The sequence below is a fragment of the Lacrimispora amygdalina genome (genome assembly GCF_003432035.1).
Classification (GTDB): Bacteria; Bacillota; Clostridia; order Lachnospirales; family Lachnospiraceae; genus Lacrimispora; species Lacrimispora amygdalina.
In genome coordinates this window covers 76,431-92,326 of sequence record NZ_QOHO01000067.1, presented here as the reverse complement: position 1 = coordinate 92,326, position 15,896 = coordinate 76,431, and the positions used below count along the sequence as shown (strand labels likewise).

The following is a 15,896-nucleotide window of genomic DNA, read 5'->3' as shown; positions in this document are numbered from 1 at the left end:
GGATTATGTGTTATAATGAAGCAGAATTTATTTTTCAAATTCTGTTTATTGATAATAGAAAATAATAAGAGGACCTGTCAGAAATGGAAATAAAAAAACATAAAAAAGAAGCCATATTAATTGTTGTAATTCTAGCAATATCATTCATACTTCTTATTGCGAACCAGATCATTTTTTCAAAGCCTGCCGGATATCTGGAAATTACCGTAGATGGCAAAGTTGTGGAAACTCTGGATCTAAGCCATGATACAGAAGTTTTAGTGAACGGGTACCAGGGAGGCACCAACCGCATTGTAATCCAGGGCGGTAAAGTGCACGTTTCCGATGCAACCTGCCCGGACAAAATCTGTATTCACCAGGGCACGATTGAGCACACAGGGGAAAGCATCGTCTGCCTGCCCAATCGTATGATAGCCCAGATCATCGGTAATTAAACATCTAATCAGTTCTTTTGTCTCCAAAGAAGAATAATGCCACCGTTCCGGGGCCTGTATGGGATCCTATTACGCAGCCGATACTGTTTATGATTATTTTCCCTGCGAGCATGGGAAAACGTGCCTCAATAAGGGCTGCTACTTCTTTTGCATCGGTCTCACAGGCAGAGTGGGCAATCGCGCATTTTCCGTTGTAGCGTGAGCCATTTTGGGCATGGAGTTCCATCATCTTTACCATTTCCTGAATGGCTCTTTTTTTTGTGCGTATTTTCTGTCTTGGTATCAGATGTCCTGTATCATCAATATTCATGAGAGGGCAGATATTTAAAACAGTCCCCAGCATGGCAGAGGTGGCAGATATCCTTCCTCCCCGTTTAAAGCTGGTGAGATCCGTTGAGAAAAACCAATGATGTACAGAAAGCCGGTTATTCATAACCCACTCTGCCGCTGCTTCCAGCGTTGCTCCTTTATCCCGCAAATCTGCCGCCGAATCAGTTAAAAGTCCATAACCGGATGATGCCCCCAGAGAATCCAGTATAATAATGGTTCTTTCCGGATATTTCTGCCGCATCTCAGCTCCAGCCACACAGGCGGAATTATAAGTACCGGAAATTCCGGAAGACAGGGTCAGATGCAGAATATCATTTCCTTCTTTTAAAATCGGCTCAAAGAAATTACAGTATTCCTCAACATTTACCTGAGAGGTATAGGGAGCTGCTCCTTTGGCAATCCGATCATAAAATTCTTCAAACGGAATACTATCTCCCAAATCATCGGGATAAGTAACCCCATCCATAGTATAATGAAAACATACATAAGGAATTTTACGTCTTTCAAAAAATTCTTTTTTCATATCTGCCGTAGAACAACATGTTAAAACAAATTTCTCCATACCCGTACACCTCCTGCCTTAACCGGCATTTCTATAGTTTTTTTCCCTGAACCGGAATTTTAACCATAAATTCCGTTCCAACATCAATGGTTGATTCCACCGTAATGGTGCCATGATAAAAATTCACAATATGTTTTACAATGGACAGTCCCAGACCGGTTCCGCCCTGCTTTTTGCTTCTCCCTTTATCAACCCGGTAGAACCGTTCAAATATTCGTCCAAGAGATTCTTTTGGAATTCCCATTCCGTTATCTTTTACCCGGATCACCACGTTGCGGTCTTCTTCCCTCACAGTAATCCATACCTCTCCGCCCGGTTTATTATATTTTACCGCATTGCTGACCAGATTGCCAATCAATTCCTTCATCTGCTGGCCATTGGCATAGATGCAGACCGGCCTGCAGTCCATATGGATCAGGACTTCGTGGGATGCAGCAAGCGGTTCCAGTGATTCGATTATATCCTCCACCAGTATGGAAAGGCGCACTTCGCTTTTTAATACTTCTGCTTCCTTTGTTTCAAGACGGGATATCATAAGAATATCATTAATCAGATTATTCATATTTCCCGCTTCTTTCTTAATCCGCTTAATAAAATCAGCCTTCTGCTCCTCATCCTGTATGATACCGCTTTCCAGAAGTTCTGCATACCCCTGTACGGAAGTGATAGGGGTCTTTAACTCATGGGAAGCATTGCTGAAAAATTCCTGGCGAATCTGCTTTTCCCGTTCAATCTGGTTTAGATACTCCTTTACGTTCTTTGACATTCTGGTAGTGGTTTCTGCGATGATATTAATTTCCGGATATTGATACGTTTCAAAGGAGAGATCCGTATAATCCCCATTTACTTTCAGCATTTCCTGGGAAATTTCCTTAAGCGGCCGTGTAATCGACTCAGCAAAACTGTCCGCTGAAAAAGCAGAATACATGATTGCGGCAAGAAAGCTCAGCCATACAGCCGGAAGAAGAAGCATTAAGTTTTCTTTCATCCCAGTATAGGGAACCGCCATTCTGAGAATGTAATCCCCTTTGGATGACTTGATAGCCACATAGAGCATATTTTCCTTTAATGTATTTGAATAACGTCTGGAGGTGCCTACCCCTTCCGCCAGCGCCTCCTTTATCTCTTCCCTGTCTCCATGGTTATCCAAAGAAGCGACCGGTACTTCTCCAGTATCGGCCGCTACAGTTCCATCTAAACGAATGACGGTGAAACGGCTATGGTTTTCGCTTAATGTAGGCTTTAGTTCTCCGATTTCCTTTTCTAAATCACCGGTATAATCCAGAACCTCATCCATAGCCTTTAATGTATATTTCATATCTTTTTTGGAATTTTTAAGAAGCGCACTGCTGGAGGCAATATAAAATATGGAACTGCTCAGTACCAGCACCACAAGTATAATCTGAATAAATTTCACAAAAATCGCCTGTTTCATAATACCTCCGTCAGCCTTTAAGCATCATTCCTTTTTTACTATTCTTCCGTCCTGATAAAACGATATCCTACTCCCCGGACTGTCTTGATGCAGGAGCCGCCATTGTCTCCCAGTTTCTGCCTCAGTGTCCGGATATGCATATCAAGAGTTCTGGTTTCTCCGTCATAATCATAACCCCAGATATGATTCAAAAGTTCATCTCTGGTAACAACCTTATTATGATTTTCCATTAAATACTGCAATAAATCAAACTCTTTTAATGTAAGCTCGACTTTCACTCCGTCACAATAAACTTCTCTGGTCTTTTTGTTTAAGTTCAGACAGTACTGCTCCAGCTCATCCTCAGATCCCTGGTTTTTTGTACTCCTGCGCAGAAGGCTGCGGATGCGCGCTGCCAGCTCCATGACACCAAAAGGTTTTGTCATATAATCATCTGCACCGCCATCCAGACCGGCCACCTTATCAAATTCCCGGTCCTTTGCAGTCAGGACAAGAATGGGAATGTCTTTTAACAAATCGTTTTTCCGGATTCTGCGTATTGCCGACATTCCGTCCATGCCGGGAAGCATGAGATCAAAGACTGCCAGCGCCGGTTTCTCAGTTTCTATATTCTTTAGAGCTTCCTCTGCCGTCTCATAGGAAGAAACCTCATATCCAAATCCCTCCAGGGCAATTTTAATTAAATCCCTGATATTATCATCATCTTCCACTACATAGATTCGTTCCATACATTCTCCTTTCTGTCTCAAAAAATTAAATCCGCTTGTTATATCTCTTCTTTTACATAACCAGCAATATTATGGGCATGATCAGAAATTCTCTCTAAATTGCTTAATGCATCCAGGAATACAACTCCATTTTCCGGTTTACAGGATTGAGTGGATAGTCGTTCTATATGGCGTTCTCTTAATTCTTCCTCCAGACTGTCTACGTTCTCCTCGCACTGAACCACGGAACGAACCTCTGACATGTCGGAGGTTTCTCTGGCTTTAATTGCATGTTCCAAAGAAGCGCGGACAGCCTTTAACATTTCCTTCATTTCGCTTTCTGCTTCCTGGGAGAAAATAATATTACGGTTCGCTTTCTCCGTCGCCAGTTCTGATAAGTTTTCGCAATGATCACTGATCCGTTCAAAATCGCTGATGGTGTAAAAGAGATTTTTAACTAGGATATGCTGTTCTTCATTTAAAGACTGATTGTTGATTTTAATTAAATAATCGGTCAGTAATTTCTCATAATGATCGATTTTCTGTTCCAGTTTTTCCACCTGTTTTATCTCAGATAAATTACTGGTGAGTAATGCGTCTGCAGCCACATCAAAATTCTCAAGAGCTGCGTATCCCATATTCACTACTTCATGGTTTACATTCTCTATGGCAAAAGAAGGTGTTTCCAGAATTCGATCGTCTAAGTGGCGCTTCATTTCACTTTCGGAATCAGATGCTTCTTCTTTCTCGTTACCTCTGACAAAGATACCGGAAGCTTTCACCAGAAGTCCGGCAAAAGGAAACAGCAAAATGGTATTCGTTACATTAAAAACAGTATGAAAAACAGATATTTCCACACTGCTGATTCTGGAAGAAGCCAGCACGGGGTTCATCTGAAATAAAATGAACATAATAATACCAAATATGACAGCCCCCGCTACATTAAACATTAAATGAATGACAGCCGCACGCTTTGCTGTTCTGTTGGCACCCAGACTGGAGAGCAGAGCCGTTACGCAGGTGCCGATATTCTGACCGAGTGTAATAAAAATAGCGGACTGCCAGTTTACAATTCCATTCAATGCAAGAGTCTGTAAAATACCGACAGACGCAGAAGAACTTTGTATAATTCCTGTTACCACAAGCCCCGCAAGAATTCCCAGAATTGGATTTCTGCCCAGTACCGAAAATGCCTGTCCAAAAATAGGAGCATTCCGGTAAGGAGTAATGGAGGCAGACATAAAGCCAAGTCCGATAAATAAGACACCAAAACCTACCAGGATTTCACCAATCTGTTTTTTCTTTTCATTCTTTGAAAACAGGCTGAAAACAGCGCCCACACCCACCAGTGCAGGAGCAAAGAATTCCGGCTTTAACATCTCTCCCCATTCACTCATGGAAACGATCCAGCTGGTAACAGTTGTTCCGATATTGGCACCCATAATAATGCCCACTGCCTGCTGAAGATTCATAATTCCCGCATTGACAAACCCAACCACCATAACCGTAGTGGCCGAACTGCTCTGTATAATAGCTGTAATTCCGGTTCCTAACAAAACCCCCATCAGCCGGTTGCTTGTTAATGCACCAAGCAGCTGCTGCATCTTATGACCGGCAGATTTTTGAAGTCCATCAGCCATGGCGTCCATTCCGTAAAGGAACATCCCCAGTCCTCCAATAAACTTAAATAGCATTTGTATATCTGTTATTGACATATTGTCCTCCCGTATTTCATGATATATCATGTTATGTAAGTATCATATCAAATCTATGTAAAGTATTATACATAGGAATGTAAAATTTATGTAAATTTTTATCTTATTGTAAAATTTCTTTGTATACACGGAGAACATTGCCATAAAAAACAGCTTCAATTTCAGATTCATGAAAGCCTTCTTTTTTCATAAATGCTTCTAAAAGCGGCAGATCTTCCGGAGATTTCATCTCAAGTTCTCCTCCGATTCCGTCAAAATCCGATCCAAGACCAATGCAGCCGATTCCTCCAGTCTGCTTTAAATGTTTTATGTGTGAGACCATATCCTCAATCCGGCTTAACGACTTCTCCCCTTTCTTCCAGTCATGAAGAAAATCGCCGCAAAAATTAATTCCAGTAACTCCTCCCCGCTCTGCAAGCATTTTAATCATTTCATCGGTTAAATTTCTTGGGTTGGAAGCTATGGTTCTGGCGTTGGAATGGCTTGCCACAAACGGCTTCTTCGTGTGACGGAATACATCGTAAATTCCTGCATCGGACAAATGAGACACATCAATGATCATGCCCAGCCTTTCCATCTCCTCCACAAAGGCAATCCCTGTTTCTGTCAGCCCGTGCTCTGTTTCCGGTTCAAAAAAAGCCTCTTCCTTCTCAATCCGGATCCGGTTTGGATAAGCCAGTTCATTGATATGGTTCCATGTAAGAGTCATCATACGGACTCCCAGACGGTAAAAATTACGCAGAAAAGCAATTTCGCCCTGACAGACACCGCCCTCTTCAATGGTTAACATAGCAGACATTTTTCCTTCTATCCGGTTCTTTTCAATGTCTTTAAATGACCTTACAATTCCGATTAAATCCCCATATTCCTCCAGCTCCGTGTAAAATAAATCCAGCAGCTTCATGCAGTATTCAAACGGTCTTTCATGCTTTGTCAGTTCCGTAAAGAGAGCAAAATTCTGCAGACAGTAATTTCCTTTTTTCATTCTCTCCAAATCAATATGACAGTCATTTTTTAATATAGAGCAGTCTTTTCCTGCCTGTTTTCTGTAATAAAGCTCCGCTATGGTATCACAATGCATATCTGCAACATTCATTTTCTAATCCTTTCCTGTAACCCAGTTTCTCTGATGCCCGAAAAGGAGCAGCCCTTACAGAGCTACTCCTTTGGTACCTATGCAAATAGTATCACTCCTATGACAGATTTGCAAGAAATTATTCTTTTGTTAATCACTCCGAAGTGCATCAATGGGTCTTAAGTTAGCAGCACGGCTGGCCGGCATGTATCCAAACAAAAGCCCGATTCCCACCGATACACTGAAAGAGACAACAACCGCGCCCGGCGTAGGTGTTGCAGCAATCCCTATGGCAGCCCCGACTATGGTGGTTGCCGCTGAACCTGCTGCGATACCCACCACTCCTCCAAGAGAACTGGTAACAGCCGCTTCGATTACAAACTGCTGCATAATGTGAATCTTCTTTGCTCCCAGAGCCTTTCTTATTCCAATCTCCCTCGTCCGCTCTGTCACTGACACCAGCATAATATTCATAACTCCCACACCTGCCACCAGAAGTGAAATTCCGGCAATCCCTCCCAGGACCATGGACATCATGGCAATCATGGAATCTAAGGATTCCAGCATTTCACTCATGGCAGTGACCCGGAAAAGACCGTCATCTTTGTAAATGTCCATCAGAAATGTTTCCAGAGATTCCTTGGCTTTCGCCGTATAGTCCGTATCTGCTGTTGCAAACACATAGCTGCTGATACGGGCAGTATTGTTTAACTTCGCCGCACTGCTGTAAGGAAGATAGAGGATGTCATCCGTTCCTCCCTCTTCCAGCTCATTCTCATCCTGTCTGGAAATCACACCCACAATCCGGTAGGCACTGCCATTTATTTTAATTGTTTTGTCTAAGGCATTATCCACACTTCCATATAATTTCCAGGCAACATAATAGCCTGCAACGCACACCTTCTGCCTGGAAGCAATATCGGAATAGGAAATAAAACGTCCTGCATCCAGAGTCTGATCCTTCATGTCTAAATATTCTTCACTGACTCCGGTTACTGTCGTATCCTCCAGAGACTCTGTTCCGTATTTTAAGGCTGCACTTACGGAAACACTTGGCGTCATATGGGAGAATAAGTCCCGGTTGTCATTGTAAAACTGATACATCTCATCTGCGTCTGCATATCTGGTTGTTAAGTTTGTTAAATGGACCGTCATCTGATTGGTACCCATGCTGGTAAAGCTGTCCTTCATATAAGACATCTGGCCGTTTACAAGGCTGACCAGAATAATGACCGATGCCACACCGATAATAATCCCCAGCATGGTAAGAAAGGAACGCATTTTATTACTCCAGATACTTTTCAGAGCCATTTTAAAGGATTGCAGAATATTCATTTACGTCTCCATCAAAATTAATCTTGCCATCATGCACCCTGATCACACGCCGTGCCTCTAAGGCAATGGAGCTGTCATGGGTTATCATCACAATGGTGTTGCCTTCATCATTTAGTTCTTTTAAGAAATCAAGCACATCCCGGCTGGTTTTGGAGTCTAAGGCTCCTGTGGGTTCATCTGCCAGAATCAGGGACGGATTTCCGGCCAGAGCCCTGGCTATGGACACTCTTTGCTGCTGGCCTCCGGATAGCTGGCTTGGGAGATTTTTCCACTTTTCTGCCAGTCCCACCCGTTCCAAGGAGGCCATGGCACGTTCTTTCCGTTCTTCGGTGCCGGCTCCTGAATAGAGCAGCGGCAGCTCCACATTCTCCAGAAGATTTAATCTGGGAAGCAGATTATACTGCTGAAATATAAAGCCGATCATTTTATTTCGTATCTGTGCCAGCTGATTGTCCGACATGCTTCCCACATCTTCTCCGCCTAAAAGATACTGACCATCACTGGGAACATCCAGGGCGCCGATAATATTCATGAGAGTGGACTTGCCGCTTCCCGATTTTCCTACAATGGCAACAAATTCTCCGCGGAATATGGTCATGGTCACTCCGTCGTTTGCACGTACCTCTTCCTCTCCCATCTGGTATACCTTGTAGATTTCCTTCAACTCAATCAAGGGCTCTGCCACGTTTCATTCCTCCTCATTATTTTGACTGGAACTGGCCGCCTCCGCCGCTGATTCTGCGGTTATTTCCGCTGCCGTTTCGTCCTCCGCCTTCCATGGCGCCGCCCATTCCTCCTGGGGGACCTCCCATTTCTCCCTGCATACCGGTAGTTTTACTGGTGCTTACTGTGGTCTGCGCAACATAAACTTCCTGATTTTCTAAAAGACCTGAAGTTATCTCCACATAATCATCATTGATAATTCCGGTTTTTACTTCAACCTCTTTAAATCCTGCAGGAATATTTCCTTTCGCCTCTTTTACAGTATCATCCTTTACATAAACATAATTCCCCCTTATCAGCGCATCTGCCGGTATTGTAAGTACATCAGCGGCTTCATCAAGAACAATGATACCGTCTACGTTCATGCCGGGAAGGAGATCATCCATACCGTCATTTAGTGTGATGGTAACCGGATAATTTGTCACTCCATCAGTTGTGGTGCTTTTCAGACTTACATTGGTGACTGTGCCGGAAAATGACTTTCCGCTTACTGCGTCGGCAGTTATTGTTACGTTCTGCCCCACTGCCACTGATTTGACATCCAGTTCATCCACACTCATTTCAAAGGTATAATTGGACATGTCATAGATTGTTGCAAGTGTGGTACTTCCGCTTGAGCTTTTAGTAATCTTATCTCCCACCTTAATACTTTTTGTGATCACTTTACCTGATATGGGAGCAGTAATCGTATAATTATCGTAGGTTTCCTGGGTGTTTTCAAGGGAACTCTTTGCAGATTCCAGTGAAGATTCCGCTTTATCCAGGGCATCCTTATAAGTACGGATGAGCGCTGACGCACTTTTGTTCTCCATGGTGAAAACAGGTGTGCCCTTGGTCACGTAATCTCCCTCGTGTACAAGCAGCGCGCCCACCTCCACTCCTGCCGGAAGATCTGCTTTCATGGTGGTCTCTAGCTTTGCTTCAAAAGCCCCTTCCATGCTGCATACAAAACCGCCCGCTGTTGCCGTCGCCGAAGAATCTTTTGTCAGTCCTCCCGGATTTGAAACTTCAATGGTGACATAACGGACAATCCGGCCTCCTGTCAGTGTCACATCCATATTTCCTACTGAAACAACCGTTCCATTGACCTGCTCTCCCGTATCCACCAGTGTTAAGACCGCAGGACTTCCCGCCGGTATCTGGGCTGCCTCTCCAGAAAGAAATGGAAGCTTGATTTTCATGACGCTGTCATCTACGATGGAGGCAATTTCAGTTTTATCACTGATTTTATCTCCCTCTTTTATGGACAGAGCGCTGATGTATCCCGTTTCCGTAGATTTGTATGTATTTCCGCTATAATCATTTAAAGCATCATTATAATTATCCAATGCGACCTGGTAACTTTCCTGCGCCCGTTCAAGGGAGTTATTGGCCGAGGTCAGCTGGCTATCTGCTGACGAGCTGTCAATCCTGTATAAGATCTGGCCTTTTTCTACCTCATCACCCTCTTCAAAATTCGCCTCAACGACTTCTCCTTCTGCCAGTGAGGTGATATCATACGTATCCTTCGGAGAAATAGTTCCGGAGGAAGATAATTTGGAAGAGATGTCTCTTTTTGTTACAACTGCTGTTTTGATTTTTTTCGCTTCTGCATCTGCCTGTCTGCTCTTCTTATATGATGTTGCAAAAAAGAGTCCTGCAAGTGCAGCTGGAATCAGGATCAGAATGATTAGAATCTGCTTCTTTCCTTTTCTTTTTTTCTGATCAGTTCTTAAAATTTTCTGGATGATCTTTTTCATTCCGGTCTCTCCCGCTAATCTTCTATATAATCAATGACAGTCCTTGTTTCATCTCCGTTATTGTCGGTGGAAAGCGTATAAACAAGAGTAACGGTATCTCCGACTCTCAAATCTCCATAAGAAGAAAATGCGAACTGCATCTCAGTGCTGGTAAGCGTATAGGTATTTCCATCATCAAGAATAATCGCACTGGGATTCATTAAATCGGTGGAATTATACACTACATTTGTTATTTCACCAAATGCCGCGGACCGTCCGCTTTCATTTTCAGTTCCAACGGTATAAAGCCATACTGTTTTTGATAATGAATGATAATAGACGAGAACTCCATCTGAACTTTCCAGTGCTGCAGAAATGGCATCACTGGAATTTGCCACTGCCTCTCCATCCAGATATACATTGGCTGCACTGAGTTTAAAGGGCAGATAATTGTTCAGGCTGCTCTTGCTTCTTACCACTCTCGGCCCCTTTAAACTGTTATCAACCATGGTAAAGGGATTAATTTCACCGTCTTCGGTCAATTCACAATCTAAAATCTTTCCATACATGGTGCCGGAGGTATTGTCTGTTTTCAACAGATTATAAAACAGATTAATGCAGTCATCCTTTTGCATCACTTCCTGGGCTTCCATATTGATGTTTTCATCTAATTCAAGAAAATGATACTTAGATAGCCTGGATCCCGACTGGTCACCAGTAAAATCCGAATTCTTATATCCCAATAATGCCAGAACTCCTTTCACTGCATCCTGAAGTGTTATGTATTCATCCGGTTTAAACAACCCTCCCAGATAACCATTCATCCACCCCTGTTCTGCAGCTATCCGGATCTGAGCCGAATATTCATTGTCTCTTGGCACGTCTGCAAATACAGAAGTATTGCTTAAACTGCTCACTGTGCTTCGGTAAGAAGAAGCATTCACCAGCATGGAGGCAAATTCCCCTCGTGTGACAGTCATATCGGTATTGGTCGTATTCATGATACCCGATATACCGATGACTTTTTTTCTTAAATCAAAATTGGCTGATGCCTCCGCTCTCATCGGTGTAACCGCCGTTGCAGCCAAAACAACTGCAAGAGAAGCCGCTGCTCTTCGTGCATTCATTCAGGTTTCTCCTCTCCTTTATAAGATTTCTTATTATCTTAACAGATCCTTGTGATGGCTTTGTGATGGCAGACTGAAATTAACCTGAAATAAGCCTTAGCTAAACCGCCGCCTTTTTTTGCTGTTTCAGCTTAATTTAAGATTGAACCATTATAATAAAAAACAGGCACTGCATTGCTTAAAATCGCTTTAAAGGCTATAATAACCAGTAATAAGTTCCTATTTAAAACAAAGCAAAGGAGAACTTAACCATGAAGCTGTTAATTGTGGAGGATGAAGTCAGACTGGCAGAAGCCATGGGGCAGATTATGAAAGAGCAGCATTATCAGACTGATCTTGTTTATAACGGAAAAGACGGATTATACTGCGGTCTGTCCGGGGAATATGATGTGATTATTCTGGATGTGATGCTCCCTGGTGAGAATGGATTTCAGATTGTTGAGAAGCTTCGTGAAGCCAGAATACAAACTCCCATCCTCATGCTCACAGCCCGTGACAACATCAGTGATAAAGTAACCGGGCTGGATAAGGGAGCCGATGATTATATGACAAAGCCATTTATTCCGGAGGAACTTCTGGCCCGCATCCGGGCGCTCTCACGCAGGCAGGGGGAAGTGATTGTGGAAGAAATGACGTTTGGAGACCTTAAATTAAATCTGTCCACCAATGATTTATGCTGCGGCACCAAATCCATTCATCTGGGTTATAAAGAATTTGAAGTGTTAAGAATCCTTATGAGCAACCTGGGTAAGATCATTTCAAAGGATACTTTAATCAACCGGGTATGGGGATCTGATTCTGATGCGGAGGATAATAACGTAGAGGCATATATCTCATTTCTCCGCAAAAAAATTAACTTTCTGGGTTCGAAAGCAGAAATCACAACTGTTCGAAAAGTAGGATACCGCCTGGAGGAATCCAGATGATTAAGAAATTAAGGACCAGGTTTATACTCATTAATATGGGCTTTGTCATCAGCATACTGGCCGTAGTCCTGGGAGCTTTTTACCTTTCAAACCGGAGACGGATTATAATGGATACCTCCATGGCTCTCATCCAGTCCGTAAATCATGAGCGTTTTCAGATACCACCGGACAAAGTGGAATTTGGAAGGCGGCCGAAACAAAATCCATTCCCGGTAATCCCAGTATTTGTAATAACTTTGAATTCAGATAATGCCATAGAAAATATTGAGGAAAATAACATCACTGTTACCAATGAATTAGCCTCATCTTTAATAAAACTGGTCAATGATTCCGGTTCCTTGGAAGGATATCTAAAAGATTATTCTCTCCGTTACAGGAAAGTCTCTGTAAGGAATGGAACTAAAATCGGATTTGCAGATCAAAGCTATGAACGCGACTCCCTGGAGGTTTTACTGGTGAACTGCTTACTGGTATTTTGTTACGCCGTAATTTTATTTTTCCTTTTAAGTCTCTTTCTCTCCCGCCTGGCACTAAAGCCTGTGGAAAAAGCATGGGAGCAGCAAAACCAGTTTATAGCGGATGCATCCCACGAATTAAAAACTCCCCTCACTGTCATACTTGCGAATTTACAGATTTTATTTTCTCATAAAGAACGCACGATAAAGGAACAGGAGAAATGGCTGATTAATACAAAGGAAGAGGCGGACCGGATGAAACAGCTTGTGGAAGAGCTTCTTTTTCTCGCCCGCTCGGATGCCCAGTCCGGGGAAGCGGTCCAGATCTCAAAGCTTCCTCTGAATTTCAGTGAACTGGTTTTAAACGGTGTACTGCTCTTTGAATCCGTTGCTTTTGAAAGCAAGATTGCTCTTGATAATGACATTGAATCTGATATTTTTTTAGAAGGCAGCGAAGCCCAGCTAAAACAGTTAATCACCATTCTTCTGGACAATGCCTGTAAATATGCCGGAATAAATGGTTCCGTATCCGTTGGTTTAAAAAGGCAGGCCGGGCATACGGCTTTTACGATTGTCAATACGGGAGAAACCATTTCACCAACAGAACAAAAGCATATTTTTGAACGTTTTTACCGCACCGATAAATCCAGAGTCCGGAAAGAAGGCGGTTACGGACTGGGCCTTTCTATTGCCAAAACCATTGTTGAACACCACAAGGGAAAAATAAGTGTTGCCAGCAGTGCAGAAACGGGAACCATATTTACCGTTACACTGCCGGTCCTCTCCCATTCTCAATAAAAATAAGGGATAAGCTGCTACGGTTCACCATCTCCGTAACAGCCTGTCCCTTATTTTCTTTATTTTGTAACAGTAATTCCCTGTTCCTCAATCCGCTTTCTGATACTTAGCATCTTCTCATCGGTCCGGGCAATCACATCTGCGCATTCCTGCAGTTCATCACTGATCTCCTGTGAATAATCCTGCATTTCTTTCTTATATTTCAGCTGGTGATCCAGGCTTGCCCAGAAATCCATAGCCATGGTCCGGATCTGAACCTCCACCCGCATCCACTTCTTCTGATCAGAGAAAAAAACAGGAATCTCAATTATCATATGATAGCTGCGGTAGCCATTGGTTTTGGGCTTTTGAATATAATCCTTTATAGCAATAATATGAACATCGTCCTGACGGGCAAGCATATCTGCCACTGCATAAATATCATCAAGAAACGAGCAGATCACACGGATTCCCGCCACATCATCCAGGTTCTCCATCATGGATTCCAACGTAACCGGAAGGTCCCTGCGTTTTAGTTTTTCCACAATGCTGACCGGCTTTTTCACTCTGGACTTTATCAGCTCAATGGGATTTCTGGAATTTCTCACCGACAGCTCGTCGTTTAAAACTTCCAGCTTCGTCTTAACCTCTCTGATGGCACAGGTGTACATCATCATGGCTTCCTGAAACTGATAGGCCTGCTTAATCAGAGGATCCGGGACGGAAGCAAGATTTGGTACTTTCACAATTGACTGATTCAGTTCACTATTCGGGTTCATGCTAATATTCATTCTTATACCTCAAAAAGCAGTTCCGGTTAAACCGCCTCTGCTGTATCAATTGCCTTTTTCAGCCATGGCGCCTCTAAATATTCCACAGTTCCTGCATCTACAGCAGCCGCAATTTTAGAATCAATGGGAATCCTGGCCAGTACATCCACACCGTATTTTTCAGCTACTTCATCAATATGGCTTTCTCCAAATACTGAAATCTGTTTTCCGCAGTCAGGACAGGTTAAATAGCTCATATTCTCCACAAGCCCCAGAATGGGAATATTCATCTTCTTTGCCATATTCACTGCCTTTCCAACGATCATGGAAACCAGTTCCTGGGGAGATGTCACAATAATAATGCCATCGAGAGGCAGTGACTGGAATACGGTTAAAGGCACATCACCCGTTCCAGGGGGCATATCCACAAACATATAATCTATATTTTCCCAAAGAGTTTCCTGCCAGAACTGCTTTACTGCCCCGGCAATAACCGGTCCTCTCCAGATCACCGGATCTGTCTCATGATCCAGAATTAAATTAGCAGACATCACTTCAATTCCCGTGGAACTGACTGCCGGAATCATCAATCCGTTAGGGGTCATTCCAACACCTATATCTGTTAAACCAAATGCCTTCGGTATGGAGGGTCCTGTAATATCCGCATCCAGGATCGCCGTTTTATATCCCTTTCCATTCATACCGGCTGCCATCATGGAAGTTACCAGCGATTTGCCTACGCCGCCCTTCCCGCTAACCACTCCAATTACCTTTTTTACAATACTGGAAGGATTAAGAGGCTCTAAAAAACTTGTCTGTGCTTCCTCCCTGCTTCCGCAACTTTCTCCGCAAGTACTGCAATTATGAGTACAGCTGTTATCGCTCATCATTCATTCCTCCTGTCTAAAAGCATACACCTAAGATTATATTACGAAATCCGGCTTATGTCTATGTATTTTACTAAGCCTTATGTCTATGAGTCTGATGGAACCCAGTATATACGGCAGATCTTTTCGCATTAGTAAAAACCCCGGAGTATTTTTACACCCCGGGGTCTCAATCATTATTTTGTCCGAAGCAGATGGGCACTCCGGATTGTTCGAAAAACTCCTATGGAATCCATGGTCTTAAGCAAGGTATAGAATATCATGGAATCAATGGGCCACATAACCAGATTTTTCAGTGCTCTTGCCGGCAGCAACACCATAAATCCTTTTCCATAAAGCATGGAGAGGCAAAGGGTGTTTAATAACACATTGCAGATCAGCATGACCACCAGTTTGGATATAAGAATTCTTCTTAAGGTAACGGGCTTTCTGTAATACAGAATGCCATACAGGATTCCTGCCAGGGCAGTAACCAGGGTAAAGCCGGGGAAGAAGGCGCCGGTGGGTTTTAATAAATACTTCAGCACATCAAGGCTTCCGGAAAACAGTCCGCCCACTACCGGACCGAATAAGTAGGAAATGATTCCATTGGGAATAGATGAGAATGTGATCTTAATGTAGCTTCCCAGCTGAATGGAGAACATATCCAAAATGATGGCGACTGCGGCAAACATGGCTGCGGCAGTGATTGTTCTTACAGATTTCAGCTCTCTGTAAGAATCGGTGAACAAAGTGACGAATTTTTTCATAAAAAAATACCTCCTTTGCAGACCTCAGACTACGACCGGAGATAAGACACCTATCTTCTGGTGCAGCGGGATGCGACTCGTGTACCGCAAGAAAATCTTTTCGTCCTGCTGACAACTCCCTGTTCAGCCGGCACTTAACGCACACAAGTCTACTCTGCGACTTTTTATTTA

General features: G+C 43.1%; 15 protein-coding genes and 1 riboswitch. Of the genes, 3 read left to right on the top strand and 12 right to left on the bottom strand.

The window, feature by feature from the left end; translation table 11 throughout:
* Window positions 1-83: 83 nt before the first annotated feature.
* Window positions 84-434: a NusG domain II-containing protein gene (locus DS742_RS20320; RefSeq protein WP_117418787.1), complete on the top strand. Its 351-nt coding sequence runs from the start codon at window positions 84-86 to the stop codon at window positions 432-434.
* 4 nt (window positions 435-438) lie between these two features.
* On the opposite strand, the gene DS742_RS20315 is transcribed toward DS742_RS20320, so the two are convergent.
* From DS742_RS20315 to DS742_RS20275, 9 genes are all read right to left on the bottom strand, one after another.
* Complete coding sequence (locus DS742_RS20315) at window positions 439-1,326, bottom strand: DegV family protein (RefSeq protein ID WP_117418786.1); 888 nt, start codon at window positions 1,324-1,326, stop codon at window positions 439-441.
* Window positions 1,327-1,357: 31 nt separating this feature from the next.
* Window positions 1,358-2,761 (bottom strand): sensor histidine kinase, encoded by a 1,404-nt coding sequence (locus DS742_RS20310; RefSeq protein WP_117418785.1) that lies wholly within the window; start codon window positions 2,759-2,761, stop codon window positions 1,358-1,360.
* 38 nt (window positions 2,762-2,799) lie between these two features.
* Entirely contained in the window at window positions 2,800-3,489 is a 690-nt protein-coding gene (locus DS742_RS20305; RefSeq protein ID WP_117418784.1) for a response regulator transcription factor, read from the bottom strand.
* A 38-nt stretch (window positions 3,490-3,527) separates the two neighbouring features.
* Entirely contained in the window at window positions 3,528-5,183 is a 1,656-nt protein-coding gene (locus DS742_RS20300) for a Na/Pi cotransporter family protein (protein ID WP_117418783.1), read from the bottom strand.
* A 103-nt stretch (window positions 5,184-5,286) separates the two neighbouring features.
* Entirely contained in the window at window positions 5,287-6,279 is a 993-nt protein-coding gene (locus DS742_RS20295; protein WP_117418782.1) for a dipeptidase, read from the bottom strand.
* A gap of 129 nt (window positions 6,280-6,408) precedes the next feature.
* Entirely contained in the window at window positions 6,409-7,587 is a 1,179-nt protein-coding gene (locus tag DS742_RS20290) for an ABC transporter permease (protein WP_170313534.1), read from the bottom strand.
* Window positions 7,571-8,230: an ABC transporter ATP-binding protein gene (locus DS742_RS20285; protein ID WP_117418797.1), complete on the bottom strand. Its 660-nt coding sequence runs from the start codon at window positions 8,228-8,230 to the stop codon at window positions 7,571-7,573. The genes DS742_RS20290 and DS742_RS20285 overlap by 17 nt, the downstream gene beginning before the upstream one ends.
* 64 nt (window positions 8,231-8,294) lie before the next feature.
* Window positions 8,295-10,055, bottom strand: a complete 1,761-nt coding sequence (locus DS742_RS20280; RefSeq protein ID WP_117418781.1) for an RND family efflux transporter — start codon at window positions 10,053-10,055, stop codon at window positions 8,295-8,297.
* Between the two features lie 14 nt (window positions 10,056-10,069).
* Window positions 10,070-11,161: an S-layer homology domain-containing protein gene (locus tag DS742_RS20275; RefSeq protein WP_117418780.1), complete on the bottom strand. Its 1,092-nt coding sequence runs from the start codon at window positions 11,159-11,161 to the stop codon at window positions 10,070-10,072.
* A 251-nt stretch (window positions 11,162-11,412) separates the two neighbouring features.
* Between DS742_RS20275 and DS742_RS20270 the strand changes: the two genes are divergently transcribed.
* Both DS742_RS20270 and DS742_RS20265 read left to right on the top strand, forming a co-directional pair.
* Complete coding sequence (locus DS742_RS20270; RefSeq protein WP_117418779.1) at window positions 11,413-12,087, top strand: response regulator transcription factor; 675 nt, start codon at window positions 11,413-11,415, stop codon at window positions 12,085-12,087.
* Entirely contained in the window at window positions 12,084-13,340 is a 1,257-nt protein-coding gene (locus tag DS742_RS20265) for a sensor histidine kinase (RefSeq protein WP_117418778.1), read from the top strand. The genes DS742_RS20270 and DS742_RS20265 overlap by 4 nt, the downstream gene beginning before the upstream one ends.
* Before the next feature lie 59 nt (window positions 13,341-13,399).
* Here DS742_RS20265 and DS742_RS20260 read toward each other — a convergent pair whose 3' ends face one another.
* The 3 genes from DS742_RS20260 to DS742_RS20250 form a co-directional block, all read right to left on the bottom strand.
* Window positions 13,400-14,110 carry a GTP pyrophosphokinase gene (locus DS742_RS20260; protein WP_117418777.1) on the bottom strand — a complete coding sequence of 237 codons (711 nt, stop codon included), beginning with the start codon at window positions 14,108-14,110 and terminating at the stop codon, window positions 13,400-13,402.
* 26 nt (window positions 14,111-14,136) lie between these two features.
* Window positions 14,137-14,976: an Mrp/NBP35 family ATP-binding protein gene (locus tag DS742_RS20255; RefSeq protein ID WP_117418776.1), complete on the bottom strand. Its 840-nt coding sequence runs from the start codon at window positions 14,974-14,976 to the stop codon at window positions 14,137-14,139.
* A gap of 176 nt (window positions 14,977-15,152) precedes the next feature.
* Window positions 15,153-15,725: a folate family ECF transporter S component gene (locus tag DS742_RS20250; protein WP_117418775.1), complete on the bottom strand. Its 573-nt coding sequence runs from the start codon at window positions 15,723-15,725 to the stop codon at window positions 15,153-15,155.
* Between the two features lie 61 nt (window positions 15,726-15,786).
* A riboswitch (THF riboswitch) is annotated at window positions 15,787-15,884 on the bottom strand.
* Window positions 15,885-15,896: the final 12 nt, after the last annotated feature.

What these genes read in the sequence shown, in the direction of transcription:
- DS742_RS20280 (WP_117418781.1), bottom strand. Translation starts at nt 10,055, where the DNA reads ATGAAAAAGATCATCCAGAAAATTTTAAGAACTGATCAGAAAAAAAGA.
- DS742_RS20320 (WP_117418787.1), top strand. Translation starts at nt 84, where the DNA reads ATGGAAATAAAAAAACATAAAAAAGAAGCCATATTAATTGTTGTAATT.
- DS742_RS20300 (WP_117418783.1), bottom strand. Translation starts at nt 5,183, where the DNA reads ATGTCAATAACAGATATACAAATGCTATTTAAGTTTATTGGAGGACTG.
- DS742_RS20285 (WP_117418797.1), bottom strand. Translation starts at nt 8,230, where the DNA reads ATGGGAGAGGAAGAGGTACGTGCAAACGACGGAGTGACCATGACCATA.
- DS742_RS20275 (WP_117418780.1), bottom strand. Translation starts at nt 11,161, where the DNA reads ATGAATGCACGAAGAGCAGCGGCTTCTCTTGCAGTTGTTTTGGCTGCA.
- DS742_RS20305 (WP_117418784.1), bottom strand. Translation starts at nt 3,489, where the DNA reads ATGGAACGAATCTATGTAGTGGAAGATGATGATAATATCAGGGATTTA.
- DS742_RS20250 (WP_117418775.1), bottom strand. Translation starts at nt 15,725, where the DNA reads ATGAAAAAATTCGTCACTTTGTTCACCGATTCTTACAGAGAGCTGAAA.
- DS742_RS20310 (WP_117418785.1), bottom strand. Translation starts at nt 2,761, where the DNA reads ATGAAACAGGCGATTTTTGTGAAATTTATTCAGATTATACTTGTGGTG.
- DS742_RS20315 (WP_117418786.1), bottom strand. Translation starts at nt 1,326, where the DNA reads ATGGAGAAATTTGTTTTAACATGTTGTTCTACGGCAGATATGAAAAAA.
- DS742_RS20270 (WP_117418779.1), top strand. Translation starts at nt 11,413, where the DNA reads ATGAAGCTGTTAATTGTGGAGGATGAAGTCAGACTGGCAGAAGCCATG.
- DS742_RS20295 (WP_117418782.1), bottom strand. Translation starts at nt 6,279, where the DNA reads ATGAATGTTGCAGATATGCATTGTGATACCATAGCGGAGCTTTATTAC.
- DS742_RS20265 (WP_117418778.1), top strand. Translation starts at nt 12,084, where the DNA reads ATGATTAAGAAATTAAGGACCAGGTTTATACTCATTAATATGGGCTTT.
- DS742_RS20260 (WP_117418777.1), bottom strand. Translation starts at nt 14,110, where the DNA reads ATGAATATTAGCATGAACCCGAATAGTGAACTGAATCAGTCAATTGTG.
- DS742_RS20255 (WP_117418776.1), bottom strand. Translation starts at nt 14,976, where the DNA reads ATGAGCGATAACAGCTGTACTCATAATTGCAGTACTTGCGGAGAAAGT.